General features: G+C 44.8%; 16 protein-coding genes. 8 read left to right on the top strand and 8 right to left on the bottom strand.

The genetic code is table 11. The features are described from left to right. Window positions 1-104: 104 nt before the first annotated feature. Genes hemG through ELZ11_RS22015 form a run of 3 tightly spaced genes read right to left on the bottom strand, consistent with a single transcriptional unit; the run spans window position 105 to window position 2,756 of the window. The gene (gene hemG / locus ELZ11_RS22005; RefSeq protein WP_137359536.1) at window positions 105-632 is read right to left on the bottom strand and encodes a menaquinone-dependent protoporphyrinogen IX dehydrogenase; all 528 of its coding nucleotides are present in this window, start codon (window positions 630-632) and stop codon (window positions 105-107) included. A gap of 9 nt (window positions 633-641) precedes the next feature. Next, window positions 642-2,099 carry a TrkH family potassium uptake protein gene (locus ELZ11_RS22010; RefSeq protein WP_137359537.1) on the bottom strand — a complete coding sequence of 486 codons (1,458 nt, stop codon included), beginning with the start codon at window positions 2,097-2,099 and terminating at the stop codon, window positions 642-644. Between the two features lie 33 nt (window positions 2,100-2,132). Continuing rightward, window positions 2,133-2,756, bottom strand: coding sequence for a YigZ family protein (locus ELZ11_RS22015; protein WP_137359538.1), 624 nt, complete (start codon window positions 2,754-2,756; stop codon window positions 2,133-2,135). Window positions 2,757-2,982: 226 nt separating this feature from the next. Between ELZ11_RS22015 and fadB the strand changes: the two genes are divergently transcribed. From fadB to acuI, 3 genes are all read left to right on the top strand, one after another. Then, on the top strand, window positions 2,983-5,154 hold the full coding sequence (fadB, locus tag ELZ11_RS22020; RefSeq protein WP_137359539.1) for a fatty acid oxidation complex subunit alpha FadB: 2,172 nt from the start codon (window positions 2,983-2,985) through the stop codon (window positions 5,152-5,154). 26 nt (window positions 5,155-5,180) lie between these two features. After that, window positions 5,181-6,344 carry an acetyl-CoA C-acyltransferase FadA gene (gene fadA / locus ELZ11_RS22025; protein WP_137359540.1) on the top strand — a complete coding sequence of 388 codons (1,164 nt, stop codon included), beginning with the start codon at window positions 5,181-5,183 and terminating at the stop codon, window positions 6,342-6,344. A 229-nt stretch (window positions 6,345-6,573) separates the two neighbouring features. Then, the gene (gene acuI, locus ELZ11_RS22030; protein ID WP_137359541.1) at window positions 6,574-7,554 is read left to right on the top strand and encodes an acrylyl-CoA reductase (NADPH); all 981 of its coding nucleotides are present in this window, start codon (window positions 6,574-6,576) and stop codon (window positions 7,552-7,554) included. A gap of 114 nt (window positions 7,555-7,668) precedes the next feature. Here the strand turns inward: acuI and ELZ11_RS22035 are convergent, their stop codons facing one another. Continuing rightward, a complete protein-coding gene (locus ELZ11_RS22035; protein WP_137359542.1) occupies window positions 7,669-8,610 on the bottom strand; it encodes a LysR family transcriptional regulator in 942 nt (313 codons plus the stop codon). A 137-nt stretch (window positions 8,611-8,747) separates the two neighbouring features. Continuing rightward, window positions 8,748-8,933 carry a hypothetical protein gene (locus ELZ11_RS22040; protein ID WP_137359543.1) on the bottom strand — a complete coding sequence of 62 codons (186 nt, stop codon included), beginning with the start codon at window positions 8,931-8,933 and terminating at the stop codon, window positions 8,748-8,750. A 135-nt stretch (window positions 8,934-9,068) separates the two neighbouring features. Here ELZ11_RS22040 and tusA point away from each other — a divergent pair, with 135 nt between their 5' ends. After that, complete coding sequence (gene tusA, locus ELZ11_RS22045; RefSeq protein ID WP_137359544.1) at window positions 9,069-9,317, top strand: sulfurtransferase TusA; 249 nt, start codon at window positions 9,069-9,071, stop codon at window positions 9,315-9,317. Between the two features lie 87 nt (window positions 9,318-9,404). Here tusA and ELZ11_RS22050 read toward each other — a convergent pair whose 3' ends face one another. Both ELZ11_RS22050 and ELZ11_RS22055 read right to left on the bottom strand, forming a co-directional pair. Continuing rightward, on the bottom strand, window positions 9,405-9,665 hold the full coding sequence (locus ELZ11_RS22050) for a hypothetical protein (RefSeq protein ID WP_137359604.1): 261 nt from the start codon (window positions 9,663-9,665) through the stop codon (window positions 9,405-9,407). A 178-nt stretch (window positions 9,666-9,843) separates the two neighbouring features. Beyond that, entirely contained in the window at window positions 9,844-10,398 is a 555-nt protein-coding gene (locus ELZ11_RS22055) for a TMEM165/GDT1 family protein (RefSeq protein ID WP_137359545.1), read from the bottom strand. 419 nt (window positions 10,399-10,817) lie between these two features. Between ELZ11_RS22055 and glyQ the strand changes: the two genes are divergently transcribed. The 3 genes from glyQ to ELZ11_RS22070 all read left to right on the top strand — a co-directional run bounded on the left by glyQ (window position 10,818) and on the right by ELZ11_RS22070 (window position 15,477). Then, the gene (gene glyQ, locus ELZ11_RS22060) at window positions 10,818-11,738 is read left to right on the top strand and encodes a glycine--tRNA ligase subunit alpha (RefSeq protein WP_008223226.1); all 921 of its coding nucleotides are present in this window, start codon (window positions 10,818-10,820) and stop codon (window positions 11,736-11,738) included. A gap of 2 nt (window positions 11,739-11,740) precedes the next feature. Further along, window positions 11,741-13,807, top strand: a complete 2,067-nt coding sequence (gene glyS, locus ELZ11_RS22065) for a glycine--tRNA ligase subunit beta (protein WP_137359546.1) — start codon at window positions 11,741-11,743, stop codon at window positions 13,805-13,807. A gap of 416 nt (window positions 13,808-14,223) precedes the next feature. Then, window positions 14,224-15,477 carry a valine--pyruvate transaminase gene (locus tag ELZ11_RS22070; protein WP_137359547.1) on the top strand — a complete coding sequence of 418 codons (1,254 nt, stop codon included), beginning with the start codon at window positions 14,224-14,226 and terminating at the stop codon, window positions 15,475-15,477. Window positions 15,478-15,556: 79 nt separating this feature from the next. On the opposite strand, the gene ELZ11_RS22075 is transcribed toward ELZ11_RS22070, so the two are convergent. Next, window positions 15,557-15,994: an Hsp20 family protein gene (locus ELZ11_RS22075; protein WP_137359548.1), complete on the bottom strand. Its 438-nt coding sequence runs from the start codon at window positions 15,992-15,994 to the stop codon at window positions 15,557-15,559. A 359-nt stretch (window positions 15,995-16,353) separates the two neighbouring features. Between ELZ11_RS22075 and ELZ11_RS22080 the strand changes: the two genes are divergently transcribed. After that, the gene (locus ELZ11_RS22080; protein ID WP_137359549.1) at window positions 16,354-16,854 is read left to right on the top strand and encodes a hypothetical protein; all 501 of its coding nucleotides are present in this window, start codon (window positions 16,354-16,356) and stop codon (window positions 16,852-16,854) included. Window positions 16,855-16,880: the final 26 nt, after the last annotated feature.

The following is a 16,880-nucleotide window of genomic DNA, read 5'->3' on the forward strand; positions in this document are numbered from 1 at the left end:
TAGAGATTGCGATCACATTGGCAAGCCCTTTTTTCACTTTTTCTGACTTTTTTGATTGTTCGACTAAAAAGCATTCAAAACGACTCAAAAGTAGGCTTTTATCGTTAAATATTCTTAAATTTCTCCGCGAACAGGGAGACTTTTTGCCAGTTTGTGTATTCCACTTCTTTACTGGTATCGGTTTCCCCACCAGTCATCGTCATAATAAAGCGTATCATCACTCGATCGAACCATTTATAACGTGGGTAATAGAGGGCACCTGCAAATACACCGATCAATTCAGGCTGCCAAGGCGACTTAGTCAAAAAAGTTTTGATGTAGGCACTGCCTTCAGGGGTGTCTTTACCTTGCTCTTCTTTACGAGCGGTCAGATTCACACAGAAAAACGCCACTTTACTCTTTTGTAGCTGCTGAAGATTACTTTGAATAAATGCGTACAGCTTTTTATTCAAATGACCATAACGAATAGAGGCACCGATTAGGACTCGATCATAGACACTGAAATCAATATCTACTGTAGTATGTAAGTCCAACACATCGCATTCAAACTCTGAAAGCTCTTCTTCTATATAGTGAAGGATTTTCTTGGTTTGCCCTTCTCGACTTGAATACAAAAATAAAGCTCTTGCCACAACCTATCCTTAACTACGCCAAAACGTAGGCGTCAGTAGAATTAATAAAGTGAATATTTCTAAACGACCAAACAGCATTGATACCACCAGCACCCATTTTGCGGTGTCATTAATATCACCAAAATGAAGGGCTACTTCCCCTAGGCCAGGACCAAGGTTATTCAATGTTGCCGCTACAGCGGAGAATGCACTTAACTCATCCATTCCAGTCGCGATTAATGCCAACATACAAACGACAAATACTAAAGCGTACGCTGAAAAAAAGCCCCACACCGCATCTACCACTCGCTGAGGAAGCGCACTTCCACCGACTTTAATGGTGTAGACCGCTCGAGGGTGAACGAGACGCTTCATTTCACGCGCGCCTTGTAGAGTCAAAAGTAAGATACGAATCACTTTCATGCCACCGCCCGTTGACCCTGCACATCCTCCTATAAAAGAAGAGAACAGCAATAATACAGGTAAGAATAGTGGCCACTCTGCAAACCCTGTGGTCGTAAAGCCCGCTGTTGTTGATATAGATACCGTCTGGAACAGCGCTTGGTCGAAGGCATCATAATACGAATCGTAGGAATGATGATTGAGCAATAACAAGAAACAGATAAGGAAAAGTACCGCCTGAATAAAGATAAAGGCGCGGAACTCAGGGTCTTTAAAATAGTATTTAGGATGAACGCCACCTGAAGCAAAAGCAGCAAAGTGTAGGGAATAGTTACATGCCGAAATGAGCAGGAACACCACCGTAATCATATTGATAGTATGGCTATCGAAATACCCCATGCTGGCATCGTGCGTAGAGAAGCCGCCGATCGCTATCGTCGAGAAACTGTGGCTAATCGCATCAAAAGCGCTCATCCCCGCCAACCAGAAAGCCACCGCACATGCGATCGTTAAACTTAAATAGATGTACCACAGCGCTTTGGCTGTTTCAGCAATCCTCGGAGTCATCTTACTGTCTTTTACTGGGCCCGGGATTTCTGCTCTGTATAACTGCATACCACCGATACCTAATACTGGCAGGATAGCTACGGCTAATACGATGATACCCATACCACCAAACCATTGTAGAAACTGGCGATAAAACAGAATCGCTTTTGGCAGTTCATCCAACCCAACGATGACCGTTGCTCCGGTTGTGGTTAATGCAGAGAACGACTCAAAGAAAGCGTCTGTGACAGAGATATTAGGGTTATCAGAAATTAGAAATGGTAAAGAACCGGCGCTACCGATAACCGTCCAGAACAATACAACAATAAGAAAGCCATCACGTGCTTTCAGTTCATGTTTATGGTGGCGATTCGGAAACCAACATACCGCACCACAAAAAAGCAGTACAAAGAAAGTAGTAACGAAAGGTACACCCGCACCATCTCGATAGATAAGCGCGACTAAAGCTGGTGCGAGCATGGACACACTAAACAGTGCCAGCAATAACCCGACGATACGAATAATTGAGCGAAATTGCATTGCGAATATGACGAAGCGTTGGCTTCAAACTTCCTAGTTATTTTCTATTTTTGATACCAGCGCCTTAGCACCGCTTTTATTGATGATGGTTTCCATAAAACCATCTACTTGAAGAACTTCGATCTCAAGAATCATGACCACATTCACACCATAGTCAGCCTGCACTTCCTTTGCTTCAAACTGAGCCATTATTGATTGCGCGATTGGCACGAAACCATAGTCTAACTCTAGGCGTAAATTTGTGGTTATTTTTTTCTCGATAGTTTGAAGCAGCTTGAGAGCTTGTTGTACTCCACCACCATAGGCTTTGACTAAACCACCGGTGCCAAGCTTTATCCCACCAGAATAACGGGTCACCACCGCGGTAATTTCCCCCACACCAGAACCAGACAACTGCGCCAAAATAGGCTTACCTGCTGTACCAGACGGCTCGCCATCATCACTGAAACCCCATTTCATCGAGTCTTCAGGGCGACCAGCAACAAATCCCCAGCAATTGTGTCTCGCCGAAGCATGTTCAGTTTTTACTTGTTCAACAAACTGTTTCGCGAGCTCTACACTTGGAGTATGGGCAAGATGAGTAATAAACACACTCTTCTTTATTTCTTCTTCAAACTGCGCGGATAGCAGCGGAATCAAGTAAGGCTGGTCATTCATATTGATGGCTTTATTAATGAGGAAAGCAAAGTGTATCACGCACGTTGAATAACCGTTAGAGATCTGTTCCAACGCACAATGTTAAACAATTGTTTAAAAAATGTATTGAATTTAGCCAGAGCCGGGTACACACTAAAATAACTGGTCTAACCAGAAGCTCAATAACGATAGAAACATACAAGAATTCTCTCACGCAATCGTGGATTGTACGTCATGGAGATAGACAATGATTTACCAAGCTAACACCGTACAGGTAAAGGAATTACAAGATGGAATAGCTGAGCTCAGCTTCTGCGCTCCTGAATCCGTCAATAAGCTAGACCTTGCTACTTTAGAATCGCTAGACCAAGCATTAGATGCACTCAAAGCACAATCAGGTTTACGTGGTTTGATCTTAACTTCAAACAAAGACGCGTTCATCGTAGGCGCGGATATCACTGAGTTCCTTGGCTTATTTGCCAAACCAGAAGAAGAACTCGATCAATGGTTAAGATTCGCTAACTCTATTTTTAGCAAGCTAGAAGACTTACCTGTACCCACTCTTTCAATGATGCGCGGCCATGCACTTGGCGGGGGTTGTGAGTGCGTACTTGCAACCGACTTCCGTATTGGTGACAAGACCACCAGCATCGGCTTACCAGAAACCAAACTAGGTATCATGCCTGGCTTTGGTGGTTGTGTGCGCTTACCTCGTGTTATCGGAGCCGATAGCGCGATGGAAATCATCACTCAAGGTAAAGCATGCCGAGCGGATGAAGCACTGAAAGTTGGCTTGTTAGATGCGATTGTAGAAACCGAACAACTGCTTGAATCTGCGATTAATACTGTTTCACTTGCCGCCAATGAAAAACTGGACTGGCAACTACGCCGTCAACAAAAAACTTCAGCACTTTCGCTAAGCAAACTTGAAGCAATGATGAGCTTCACAATGGCAAAAGGCTTAGTCGCTCAAAAAGCAGGCCCGCATTACCCAGCTCCAATCACTTCCGTTATTGCTATTGAAGAAGCGGCTCGCTGCGATCGCGACGCTGCATTAGACATCGAGCGTAAGCACTTCGTTAAACTCGCAAAATCTGAAGAAGCAAAAGCGCTTGTTGGTTTATTCCTGAATGACCAATACATCAAAGGCCTAGCGAAACAAGCTGGTAAATCTGCCAATAAAGATACTGAGCGAGCAGCCGTGCTAGGTGCCGGTATTATGGGTGGTGGTATCGCTTACCAATCGGCACTGAAAGGCGTGCCAGTGATGATGAAGGACATCGCACAAGCTTCTCTTGACCTTGGTATGAATGAAGCGTCCAAGCTATTGAACAAACGCCTATCACGCGGCCGACTCGATGGCTTCAAGATGGCAGGTATTCTTGCGTCGATTACGCCAAGCCTACACTACGCAGGTATCGAACAATCTGACGTAATCGTAGAAGCGGTCGTAGAAAACCCGAAAGTCAAAGCTGCTGTATTAAGTGAAGTAGAAAGCCAAGTGGGTGAAGACACGGTTATTACCTCTAATACGTCTACGATCCCAATTAACTTACTGGCTAAGTCGCTAAAACGCCCAGAGAACTTCTGTGGTATGCACTTCTTTAACCCTGTGCACCGTATGCCTCTCGTAGAAATCATCCGCGGTGAACACACTTCTGATGAAACCATCAACCGAGTTGTGGCTTACGCTGCAAAAATAGGTAAATCACCGATCGTCGTTAACGACTGCCCAGGCTTCTTCGTAAACCGTGTACTTTTCCCTTACTTTGGTGGTTTCAGCATGTTGCTGCGTGACGGTGCAGACTTTACCAAAGTCGACAAAGTCATGGAGCGTAAGTTTGGTTGGCCAATGGGCCCAGCTTACCTACTTGATGTAGTTGGCTTGGATACTGCTCATCACGCACAAGCGGTAATGGCACAAGGTTTCCCTGAGCGTATGGGTAAAGAAGGACGCGATGCAATTGATGCACTTTACGAAGCCGACAAATATGGCCAGAAAAATGGCAGCGGCTTCTACACATACAGCGTAGACAAACGCGGTCGCCCTAAAAAAACGTTCTCGGAAGATATCCTTCCAGTATTAGCGGACGTATGCCAGGCACCTCAAGAGTTTGATGATCAAACCATCATTCAACGTGTCATGATTCCAATGATCAACGAAGTCGTGCTGTGTCTTGAAGAAGGCATTATCGCCTCTCCACAAGAAGCAGATATGGCTCTGGTTTACGGTTTAGGCTTCCCTCCATTCAGAGGCGGCGTATTCCGCTACTTAGACAGTGTGGGTATTGGTAACTTCGTTGAAATGGCGAAAGGCTACCAAGACTTAGGTGCAATGTACCAAGTTCCTCAACTATTGCTTGATATGGCGGCGAAAGGCGAAAGCTTTTACGACGCTCAACAAGACAGTTCTCTGTAACCCACATTTGGAAAAGGAATAGCAAAATGAATAATGTAGTTATTGTTGATTGCCTTCGCACCCCAATGGGACGTTCCAAAGGTGGAGCTTTCCGTCACACTCGTGCTGAAGATTTATCGGCACATCTGATGAAAGGCATTCTAGAACGTAACCCACAAGTTAACCCGTCTGAGATCGAAGACATTTACTGGGGTTGTGTGCAACAAACACTAGAGCAAGGCTTCAACGTTGCCCGTAACGCAGCGCTACTTGCGGGGCTCCCAATTGAGATTGGTGCCGTAACCGTCAACCGTTTATGTGGTTCATCTATGCAAGCGCTGCATGATGCAGCTCGTTCTATCATGGTTGGTGACTCAGAGATCTGCCTAATCGGCGGTGTAGAACACATGGGCCACGTACCAATGACACACGGTGTGGATTTCCACCCTGGTATGTCGAAGAACGTCGCAAAAGCCGCAGGGATGATGGGCTTAACGGCTGAAATGCTAGGTAAGCTTCATGGTATCAGCCGTGAAGACCAAGATGCATTCGCCGCACGCTCACATGCTCGTGCTCATGCCGCGACGCTAGAAGGTCGATTCAAGAACGAAATTCTTCCAACAGAAGGTCACGCGGCTGATGGTTCATTGTTCACACTTGATCACGACGAAGTCATTCGCCCGGAAACAACGGTTGAAGGCCTATCTCAGCTTCGTCCTGTATTCGACCCGGCTAACGGTACCGTAACCGCAGGTACATCTTCTGCGTTATCGGATGGTGCATCGGCAATGCTGATCATGAGTGAAGAGAAAGCGAATGAGCTTGGTTTGAAGATTCGCGCTCGCGTGAAATCGATGGCTATTGCTGGCTGCGATCCTTCTATCATGGGCTATGGCCCAGTACCTGCGACACAAAAAGCACTCAAACGTGCTGGCCTAACCATTGAAGATATGGGTGTTGTAGAGCTAAACGAAGCGTTTGCTGCTCAATCACTACCATGTGCTAAAGATCTAGGTCTACTCGATGTGGTTGATGAGAAAGTAAACCTTAATGGTGGTGCAATTGCTCTTGGTCACCCACTAGGTTGTTCTGGTTCTCGTATTTCAACAACACTGATTAACTTGATGGAAGCCAAAGACGCAAAATACGGTTTAGCCACCATGTGTATTGGTTTAGGCCAAGGTATTGCGACTGTTTTTGAACGTCCATAGTAATACCCACGCTTAGTAAATAGTAAACTTACTAAGCGTAACTAATGAACCTCCCTTCAAAAGCGCAATTCATGTTTTAGTGATTGCGCTTTTCTTTATTTAGGTTGAACATATTCTAGAAACTATGCATTTTATGCATAGATCTAATGTTGAAGTTTCATTATTTTTTCTAAGGTTACTCGTCTACAGTTATTGGCAGTTTCTTATTATTCCTCCAACGGAGCAGATCATGTTTAAAGCACTTGTACTTAACCAAGAAGACAAAAAAACCATCGCAGCTGTTTCTCAAATTGATGAATCACAACTGCCAGAAGGTAACGTAAAAATTAACGTTAACTACTCTTCTCTTAACTACAAAGATGGCTTAGCCATTACAGGAAAGGGCCGTATCGTACGTAACTTCCCTATGGTTCCGGGTATTGACCTATCTGGAGTGGTTTCTCAGTCTGATGACCCTCGCTATAAAGAAGGCGATGAAGTGGTACTAACGGGCTGGGGCGTTGGAGAAGGCCATTGGGGTGGCATGGCCGAAAAAGCGAGCCTTAACGGTGATTGGCTAGTACCAATGCCTAAAGGTCTAGACGCTAAGAAAGTAATGGCGATCGGCACTGCTGGTTTCACCGCAATGCTTTGTGTTCAAGCTATTGTCGATGCAGGTATCAAACCTGAAGACGGTGAAATCCTAGTCACTGGCGCAAGTGGTGGTGTGGGCAGCGTGTCTATCACTCTACTAAAACAACTGGGTTACAAAGTAGCAGCAGTAACCGGGCGCGCTTCAGAAAATGGCGAGCTTCTAAAATCGTTAGGTGCGACACGTATTGTTGAACGTGCCGAATTAGAAGAGCCAGCGAAACCACTAGAGAAACAATTATGGGCGGGTGCCATTGATACAGTAGGCAGTAAAGTACTTGCGAAAGTATTGGCACAAATTGATTACAACGGCGCGGTTGCAATCTGTGGTTTAGCAGGTGGATTTGATCTACCGACTACCGTTATGCCATTCATTCTACGCAACGTACGTTTGCAAGGTATCGACTCAGTCATGTGCCCACGTGAAAAACGCATTAAAGCATGGGAACAACTGGCGGAATTACTACCAGAATCTTTCTACGACCAAGCAACCAAAGAAGTGTCTTTAGATAACGCAATCCAGGCAGCTGAAGACATTACCAACGGTCAAATCACTGGTCGCGTTGTCATTAAACTTTAGCCATCAAAATTTAACTGGCACACTTAAAGACTGCTAGTTAAAGAGCACCAATCAACACAAAGGGCCGATGTGATATCAGCCCTTTTTATTTATCCTTTGATCAGTGAATGGAAATCAACCAAGCCCTACATCGGCGATGCGTTTTTGAATCAACTTTCCGCACTCTTCTTTTACGACTCGTCTTAGCCACTTTTGTGATTCAGAGGTATCACATCGTGCATGCCAAATCAGTGAGTAATCAAACGGCATAAAATCAAACGGCAACGGTTTGATTACCAAGTCATATCGCTCAGCAACCAAATACGCCAAATCTGCAGGAACGGTAATGACCAATGGCATTTTATCAACGATCGCTAATGCCGCTTCTAAATGATAAGCACGCAATACCATTCGACGCGGGTTTTGATTCGCTAGGGCGTTATCGAGTAACGCTTTTACCCCATCACTAATGGCAATCATCGCATGCGGAAGGTTAATGTAATCATCCAAGCTTAAAGGCTCTTTGGCCAAAGGGTGATTCTTCGACACCAAACATGAAACACCAACAGGGCCGAGAACTTCTTGGTGCAAAGGCGCCACCGAACCCGTTGGGCGGCAAATCGCCATATCTACCTTCTCAGTGCCAAGCTGCTTGAACAAATGCTCGTGTTGCAGCGGTGCAAATTCCAACGAAATATTAGGAGCAAGCTCATAAATCTTAGGCAACGCGTAAGGCAAGATAGTCTGCATTGCGTAATCAGTGGTCGCGATCAGAAAGCGTTCACTGCAATAAAATGGATTGAATTCACTCGGAGTGAGTAATTGACGAAATGACTCTAAAGGTTGCTCAATTTGCTGGCTTATTTCTAGCGCTTTGCTCGTTGGTAACAAACGCTGCCCTTGACGGGTAAACAGCGGGTCATCCAACAATTCACGCAGTCGCCCTAAGACTCGGCTGGTCGCTGACTGACTCAAATTCAAACGAATGGCGGCTTGGCTAACGCTACCTTCTTCAATCAGGACTTTTAGCGCAACCAATAGATTAAGGTCGCGGCGATAAATTTCTTCTAATTCCACACTCAGTACCTAAGTAGTGATTCTTTCTCTTTTATACCATGCTTCAGGCAAAAAAAATCCCGCCTTTCAGCGGGGAAGCCCAAGAAAACTGGGGATAGTGTCGGAATGTCGTATCGGAATTAAGTAAATGGTTCGGGTTAATGTTCTTGCTCTTCAGAAATGCCATGCCAGCGGCGCATTTCTACCCAAATACCAAAAATTGTAGCGCTCATACCTGCAAGTGGCATTAATGAAGCCTCTGCGGGTGTTCTAAGTACTAATGCGCAGAAAGAAATAAAGCACAGTACTGAATAAATCGTAAGTCTATCTAAACCTGTCAACATCGCCACTCCTTAGCTCAGTTGTTATCAACTTGTTAATTAATTTATAGGAAATGATTCGGTTTGCCAAGAGGTTATTGCATATTTTTTCTGCAGAAGTATTATTCTTTGCGTTAAGTACACATTAGAGAAGTAAACATGACATTCAATCCCGAGCTAGCAACGAACACTTTAGAGGCAGAAGGACTGCGCTGCCCAGAGCCGGTAATGATGGTCAGGAAGACAATTAGAAGCATGCAAGATGGTGATGTGTTGCTGGTAAAAGCAGACGATCCATCCACTACCCGAGATATTCCAAGTTTTTGCCGCTTTATGGATCACCAACTTATTGGTGCGCAAACCGAACAGTTACCTTATCAGTACCTGATAAAAAAAGGCATGGATTAACTTTCGTGTAACATACGAATTATTGCGATATCTCGCAATGGGTTACACAAAGAGAAATGTAAAAGGCAGCCAAGTGGCTGCCTTTTGTTATTCATTGAATTCTATTGTACGAACTTCTGATTGCAGCTTTTCTATTTGCTTTCTCATTGTTCGCATTTCGTGTCGCATCGGAATAATGTGAGCCGATCGTATCCATGCTTCAACCGCGAGGCCCGTCATAATGATTGCCCCCGCCACCATAGGTAGCCACATATCTGTCAACACCATCCCCAGTAGAGTCAGTGCGAGACCAAAGGTAAACAAGTAACTTTGGCTTTGTGGGGTCATCCCCATATAGCGCGTTAACATAGTCATGCCCTCTTGCTTGTATCAATAAAGATAAAACCGATCACAAGATTAAGGTAGCATGACCAGTGTGACAATTATGTGTCAACGCCCACACTCGCACCGCTTATCGAACTAGAGTTTGATCTAAAATAAGCTTCTTTAGTTGTTGATATTTAACTCTAAATCACATATTCAATAACTATAGGATTGCAGCTCCGGTTGCTAATGCCACAAACAGCACAGCCGTCACTTTTCTAATCAAATCTAATGGCATTTTATCTGCCGATAACTTACCAATAATCACCACAGGTACATTGGCCAACAACATACCGATAGTGGTTCCTAAGATGACCCAAGTTAACGCATCTGCATACTGCGCACCGAGAATCGACGTCGCTATCTGAGTTTTATCCCCGATCTCTGCAATGAAGAACGCGATAAAACTGGCGATAAACGGCCCACGGTTAGAGATTTTTTCATCGTCATCCAGTTTATCTGGGATCAGGATCCAGCCTGCCATAGCCAAGAAACTGACCACCAGCACCCACTTCAAAACATCAGGAGACAGATAATCCGCCACAACAACGCCAAGCCACGCAGCTAAGGCATGATTGGCTATCGTTGCTAAAAAGATAGCAGCAATAATTGGGATTGGTTTACGGTACCGACTGGCAAGCAACAACGACAGCAGTTGGGTCTTATCGCCGATTTCTGCTAGGGCTACGGTTGTAATTGAAATTGCTAAAACGCTCACGACATGCTCATTTGGGGTGAGGATTATTATATTTAACCTAAGACAAACCTCGCGCCCCACCCCGGTTCACGATGTTTGTCTAAGGTCTTGCTAAACCCATCAGGCGATGAGTCTCGGACGCCATGGTGATTTTGCACCAATTATGTTGACGAACGAACCTATTCAGCATGAAAGCAAAATAAGCAGGCTACTCCCCAAAGACCGCGAAATTCTATTCGCTCATTCCCGTAAAAACAAGTATGAAACTTGTCAAAAAATCCACTTAAGCCGAAAAACAGCGATTAAAGGTAAAAAAATCCACTAAACGACATTTTAGACCACTAATTAAACAAGAATACCTCTACTCGCTTTACGAATATCTGGGTATACTCAATGGTTATTTTTATTAATTCATTCAGAAGAATCGCGCGAACCTGACTATGCAAAAATACGATATCAAAACCTTCCAGGGAATGATCCTCGCGCTGCAGGATTATTGGGCTCAAAACGGTTGTACCATTGTTCAACCTTTGGATATGGAAGTAGGTGCTGGCACCTCTCACCCAATGACATGTCTACGTGCACTTGGCCCAGAGCCAATGTCAACGGCATACGTTCAACCTTCACGTCGTCCTACCGATGGTCGTTACGGTGAAAACCCGAACCGTCTGCAGCACTACTATCAATTCCAAGTAGCTCTAAAGCCATCTCCAGATAACATTCAGGAGTTGTACTTAGGCTCGCTTGAAGTGCTTGGTGTCGATCCGCTGGTTCACGATATTCGCTTCGTAGAAGACAACTGGGAAAACCCAACGCTAGGCGCATGGGGTCTTGGTTGGGAAGTATGGCTTAACGGCATGGAAGTAACCCAGTTTACTTACTTCCAACAGGTTGGCGGCCTTGAGTGTAAGCCTGTAACAGGCGAGATCACTTACGGTATCGAGCGTCTAGCAATGTACATCCAGGAAGTAGACTCGGTTTACGACCTAGTATGGAACGTAGCACCAGACGGCTCTAACGTAACTTACGGTGACATCTTCCACCAAAACGAAGTTGAGCAATCAACGTACAACTTCGAACACGCAGACGTAGATTTCCTATTCGGTTTCTTCGACCAGTGTGAAAAAGAGTGTAAAGAGCTACTTGAGCTTGAGAAGCCACTTCCGCTTCCAGCTTACGAGCGCATTCTAAAAGCAGGCCACGCATTCAACATCCTTGATGCGCGCAAAGCTATCTCTGTAACAGAGCGTCAACGTTACATCCTTCGTATCCGCAACCTGACTAAATCAGTAGCAGAAGCATACTACGCATCGCGTGAAGCGCTTGGCTTCCCAATGTGCAAGAAGGACGAGGAGAAGTAATCATGGCTAAAGAATTTCTAATTGAACTGGGTACTGAAGAGCTACCACCAACGCAACTTCGCACCCTAGCAGAAGCATTCGCGGCAAACTTCGAAGCTGAGCTAAAAGGCGCAAACCTAACGCACGAAGGTGTAAAATGGTACGCGGCTCCTCGTCGTCTTGCTCTTAAAGTAGCAGCACTGGCTGAAGGCCAAGAAGACAAAGTTGTTGAAAAACGTGGCCCAGCAGTTTCTGTAGCATTCGATGCTGACGGCAACGCAACAAAAGCAGCTCAAGGCTGGGCTCGTGGTAACGGCATCACGGTTGAACAAGCTGACCGTCTAGTAACAGACAAAGGCGAATGGCTTCTTTTCAAACAAGAAGTAAAAGGCCAAGCAACGTCTGAAATCGTTGTTGAGCTAGCGGCTAAAGCACTAGGTAACCTGCCTATCGCCAAGCCAATGCGCTGGGGTAACAAGACGACCCAGTTCATCCGCCCGGTTAAAACACTGACTATGCTAATGGGCGCTGACCTTATCGAAGGTGAGATCCTAGGCGTAGCATCTGGCCGCACTATCCGTGGTCACCGCTTCATGGGTGAGCAAGAGTTCACTATCGATTCTGCAGAGCAATACCCAGCGATCCTAGAAGAGCGCGGTAAAGTAATGGCAGATTACGAAGCGCGTAAAGCAATCATCCTAGCTGATTCGCAAAAAGCAGCAGCAGCGGTTGGCGGTAAAGCTGACCTAGAAGATGACCTTGTTGAAGAAGTAACGTCTCTGGTTGAATGGCCAGTAGTACTAACAGCGAAGTTTGAAGAAGAGTTCCTAAAAGTTCCTTCTGAAGCTTTGGTTTACACCATGAAAGGTGACCAAAAATACTTCCCTGTTTACGATGAAAACAAGAAGCTACTTCCTAACTTTATCTTCGTATCGAACATCGAGTCTAAAGAGCCTCGCCACGTTATCGAAGGTAACGAGAAAGTGGTACGCCCACGTCTTGCTGATGCTGAGTTCTTCTTCAACACAGACCGTAAACGTCCTCTTATCGACCGTCTTCCTGAACTAGACCAAGCTATCTTCCAGAAGCAACTTGGTACGATCAAAGACAAAACAGACCGCATCACGGAGCTTGCTGGCTACATCGCTGAGCAAATCGATGCTGACGTTGAGAAGTCTAAGCGTGCAGGCCTACTGGCTAAATGTGACCTAATGACCTCTATGGTGTTCGAATTCACGGATACTCAGGGTGTAATGGGCATGCACTACGCGACTCACGATGGTGAAGACGAGCAAGTTGCACTAGCACTTTACGAGCAGTACATGCCTCGTTTCGCAGGTGATGACCTACCAAGCACTGGCATCTCTTCTTCAGTAGCAATGGCAGACAAGCTAGACACTATCGTCGGTATCTTCGGTATTGGTCAAGCTCCAAAAGGTTCTGACCCATTCGCTCTACGTCGTGCATCACTAGGTGTGCTACGTATTATCGTTGAAAACGGCTACAACCTAGACCTAACGGATCTGATCGCAAAAGCGAAAGAACTACTAGGCGACAAGCTAACCAACGACAACGTAGAAGCTGATGTTATCGACTTCATGCTAGGTCGTTTCCGTGCATGGTACCAAGATGCCGGCTTCAGCGTGGATATCATCCAGGCAGTACTGGCTAACCGTCCAACTAAGCCAACTGACTTTGACCAACGTGTTAAAGCGGTTTCTCACTTCCGTGAACTAGAAGCGGCAGAAGCACTAGCAGCAGCGAACAAACGTGTAGGTAACATCCTTGCGAAATTCGATGGTGAGCTAGCAGCAGATATCGATCTAGCCCTTCTTCAAGAAGATGCAGAGAAAGCACTGGCTGAAAACGTTGCTGTAATGACAGAAGCATTAGAGCCAGCATTCGCGACAGGTAACTACCAAGAAGCCCTAAGCAAGCTAGCAGCTCTACGTGAGCCTGTTGATGCGTTCTTCGATAACGTAATGGTTATGGCTGATGACGAAGCGCTTAAGAAGAACCGTCTAACGCTACTGAATAACCTACGTAACCTGTTCCTACAGATTGCCGATATTTCTTTACTTCAAAAATAGAAGTAATCTGAAATAAATATAGAGGAGAAGCATTTGCTTCTCCTTTTTTTATTGCAGAATATAATCCAACGTTTCTTAAACCTGAAAATTCCTCTTTTTATCGCTCTCTTGTCCCAGCTTTTCCATCTCAATCAAATTATTACTGCTTTATCCCCTTCACCACTGACATCCCTAGAAGATGTATTACGCTCGCCACAGCATCCCTTTATGTAACAACTAGTGCTTTTCGCTTAACTTGAGAAGATAGAAACGATTGACTATCACTAAAAGAAAAATAAGTTTTTTCCGTGTTAAAGCAATTCGAGCTTTGCGTCGCAAAAGCATTGAGGTATGTTCAAGGATTACTCTGGTGGCAGGCGAAGGTCAGCCTTAACGACACATAACAAGCAATCGCAATGAATTAGGTAAAATAAGTAATGCAATTCTCTAAGTTTGGTGAAAAATTTAATCGATACTCTGGAATTACTCGTCTAATGGACGATTTGAATGATGGCCTGCGTACACCAGGAGCCATCATGCTCGGAGGCGGCAACCCTGCTGCTATTCCTGCCATGCTCGATTACTTCAACCAAGCCAGTGGAGAAATGCTCGCCAGCGGGGAACTCGTGGCCGCCATGGCCAATTACGATGGGCCTCAAGGAAAAGATGCCTTTGTTAAATCGCTAGCGAAATTACTCAAAGATACTTATGGCTGGGATATCAGCGAAAAGAACATCAGTTTGACCAATGGCAGCCAAAGTGGCTTTTTCTACTTATTCAATTTACTGGCTGGTCAACAAGCCGACGGTTCGCACAAGAAAATCCTATTACCGCTAGCACCTGAGTATATTGGCTATGGCGATGCGGGTATTGATGACGATATCTTCGTGTCTTACCACCCAGAAATCGAGCTACTCGATAACCGTTTATTTAAATACCATGTCGACTTTGAAGAATTGAAAGTGGATGAGTCGGTGGCTGCAATCTGTGCGTCTCGCCCAACCAACCCAACGGGTAACGTGTTAACCGATGAAGAAGTTCGCAAGCTAGATAAGCTGGCTCGTGAAAACAACATCCCACTGATTATTGATAATGCTTACGGTGTGCCTTTTCCAAATATCATCTTCGAAGATGTCACTCCATTTTGGAACGAAAACACCATTCTTTGTATGAGCTTATCTAAGCTAGGCTTGCCAGGAGTCCGCTGCGGAATCGTCATTGCTAGTGAGGAAATCACACAGGCACTCACAAACATGAACGGCATCATTAGCTTAGCGCCAGGTAGTATTGGGCCAGCACTGGCTAATCACATGATTGAAAAAGGTGATTTACTGCGTTTGAGCACTGAAGTCATCAAGCCACATTATAAGCAAAAGTCCCAACGTGCCGTTGAGTTACTGCAGCAAGCGATTGATGACCCGCGCTTTCGAATCCATAAACCAGAAGGCGCTATCTTCCTCTGGTTATGGTTTGATGAACTGCCAATCACCACCATGGAATTGTATGATCGCTTAAAAGCACGTGGCGTCCTGATTGTACCTGGTGAATACTTTTTTATTGGCCAGCAAGAAGATAATTGGGCGCACACACATCAGTGTTTACGCATGAACTATGTTCAACCTGATGACGCTATGCACAAAGGTATCGAGATTATTGCTGAAGAAATTAACAAGGCTTACGCGGAAGGTTAAGCGCTAGGCTAAAGATTAAACCCAATCAAAAAGAGCGCCAATTGGCGCTCTTACTCTATCTAACACCTAAAAATAAGAGTTAGTTATTGTCGATTAGGTTTTTACCATTAATCGCAATTTTACGAGGTTGCATTGCTTCCGGAATTTCTCTTTCCAAATCCACGTGTAGCAAACCATTTTCCATGGTTGCACCAATGACTTTCACGTAGTCCGCTAGTTGGAATTTACGTTCAAAGTCACGCTCTGCAATGCCTTGGTAGACATAGTTTTTATTTTCTTCAGGTTTGCGCTCACCGCGTACAATGAGCATGTTTTCTTTCTGGGTAATATCCAGTTGCTCATCAGCAAAGCCAGCCACCGCCATGGTAATACGGTAGTTATTTTCATCTTGCTGTTCAATATTGTACGGAGGGTAGCCGCCAGAAGTATTTTTAGACGTATTCGCTTCCATCAGGTTAAACAGACGGTCGAAGCCAATAGCGTTGCGGTATAGGGGAGTGAAATCTACAGTTCTCATATTACTATCCTTTTTAAAGCAATAGCCTAATGCTCAGCCTATAGGCGTGAAACGATTAGGTTTAGACAAACCACTCTTTGTGTATTTACACAGGTAGACGAGGTGTCCAATCAAATTAAGTTGTGTGCTTTCTTAGCGTTTCCTCACTGTGCTTGATAGCGGGAGCGAAACTGAATCAATCGATCCAAGAAAACGGTTCAGAGGCCCTATCGGCATCCTCTTCATAACTAGATATATGGACACAAATTAGTTTTTCAAGCTTCAACTTGCAAAAAATTAGCTAAGCTTATTTCTATTCCTTACAACATCCTGAAAAAGATCTTATTATACAAATCACTATCAATAACTTGATGCGGTTTATGACACTGAATTTGGTCTTAAAATGTTTAGCACTAGCGTGTGGCCTTGGACTTGTAGCCCCATTGAAGGCTTTGGAACTGAACTTTGCCTCCTTCGTTTACCACGTTTATGACTCCGATGACGATTCGACACAGTACTTTGACAACTATTACGTTTCACTTGAGGTACCTATCACCGATAGAACGAACGCCGTTGTCGGCACCTTTTTAAATAGTCAAAACAACCGCTGCGCCATTCTCGGTGTTGAATACCATTGGGCAGATTTAAGCACCAACTGGCGCTTTAAGGGATTGTATGCCTACGCTGGTGAGTTCTTTTTGGATAGTTTTGAAGATTGCGGAGATGATGGTGTTTATCAAGAAGTGAAAGAGGTCTCAGGTATCGGCTTTGCGCCATACATCAGCCACTACTTTGAGTATGCATTAACTGACCATTTCAATGTCGACTTTGGATTATTACTGCCGGGGATTGTAGTGATTAATGCGAATGTGACTTTCTAAGCCATATAGCCTACGACTTGTTTGTG

Source organism: Vibrio profundi (assembly GCF_005281835.1).
Taxonomy (GTDB): Bacteria; Pseudomonadota; Gammaproteobacteria; order Enterobacterales; family Vibrionaceae; genus Vibrio; species Vibrio profundi.

Bases quoted from the DNA above. Each gene is read 5' to 3' on its own strand.
- fadB (WP_137359539.1), top strand. From the start codon at position 2,983: ATGATTTACCAAGCTAACACCGTACAGGTAAAGGAATTACAAGATGGA.
- ELZ11_RS22050 (WP_137359604.1), bottom strand. From the start codon at position 9,665: ATGTTAACGCGCTATATGGGGATGACCCCACAAAGCCAAAGTTACTTG.
- fadA (WP_137359540.1), top strand. From the start codon at position 5,181: ATGAATAATGTAGTTATTGTTGATTGCCTTCGCACCCCAATGGGACGT.
- ELZ11_RS22010 (WP_137359537.1), bottom strand. From the start codon at position 2,099: ATGCAATTTCGCTCAATTATTCGTATCGTCGGGTTATTGCTGGCACTG.
- acuI (WP_137359541.1), top strand. From the start codon at position 6,574: ATGTTTAAAGCACTTGTACTTAACCAAGAAGACAAAAAAACCATCGCA.
- glyS (WP_137359546.1), top strand. From the start codon at position 11,741: ATGGCTAAAGAATTTCTAATTGAACTGGGTACTGAAGAGCTACCACCA.
- ELZ11_RS22070 (WP_137359547.1), top strand. From the start codon at position 14,224: ATGCAATTCTCTAAGTTTGGTGAAAAATTTAATCGATACTCTGGAATT.
- ELZ11_RS22080 (WP_137359549.1), top strand. From the start codon at position 16,354: ATGACACTGAATTTGGTCTTAAAATGTTTAGCACTAGCGTGTGGCCTT.
- ELZ11_RS22040 (WP_137359543.1), bottom strand. From the start codon at position 8,933: ATGTTGACAGGTTTAGATAGACTTACGATTTATTCAGTACTGTGCTTT.
- ELZ11_RS22075 (WP_137359548.1), bottom strand. From the start codon at position 15,994: ATGAGAACTGTAGATTTCACTCCCCTATACCGCAACGCTATTGGCTTC.
- glyQ (WP_008223226.1), top strand. From the start codon at position 10,818: ATGCAAAAATACGATATCAAAACCTTCCAGGGAATGATCCTCGCGCTG.
- tusA (WP_137359544.1), top strand. From the start codon at position 9,069: ATGACATTCAATCCCGAGCTAGCAACGAACACTTTAGAGGCAGAAGGA.
- ELZ11_RS22015 (WP_137359538.1), bottom strand. From the start codon at position 2,756: ATGAATGACCAGCCTTACTTGATTCCGCTGCTATCCGCGCAGTTTGAA.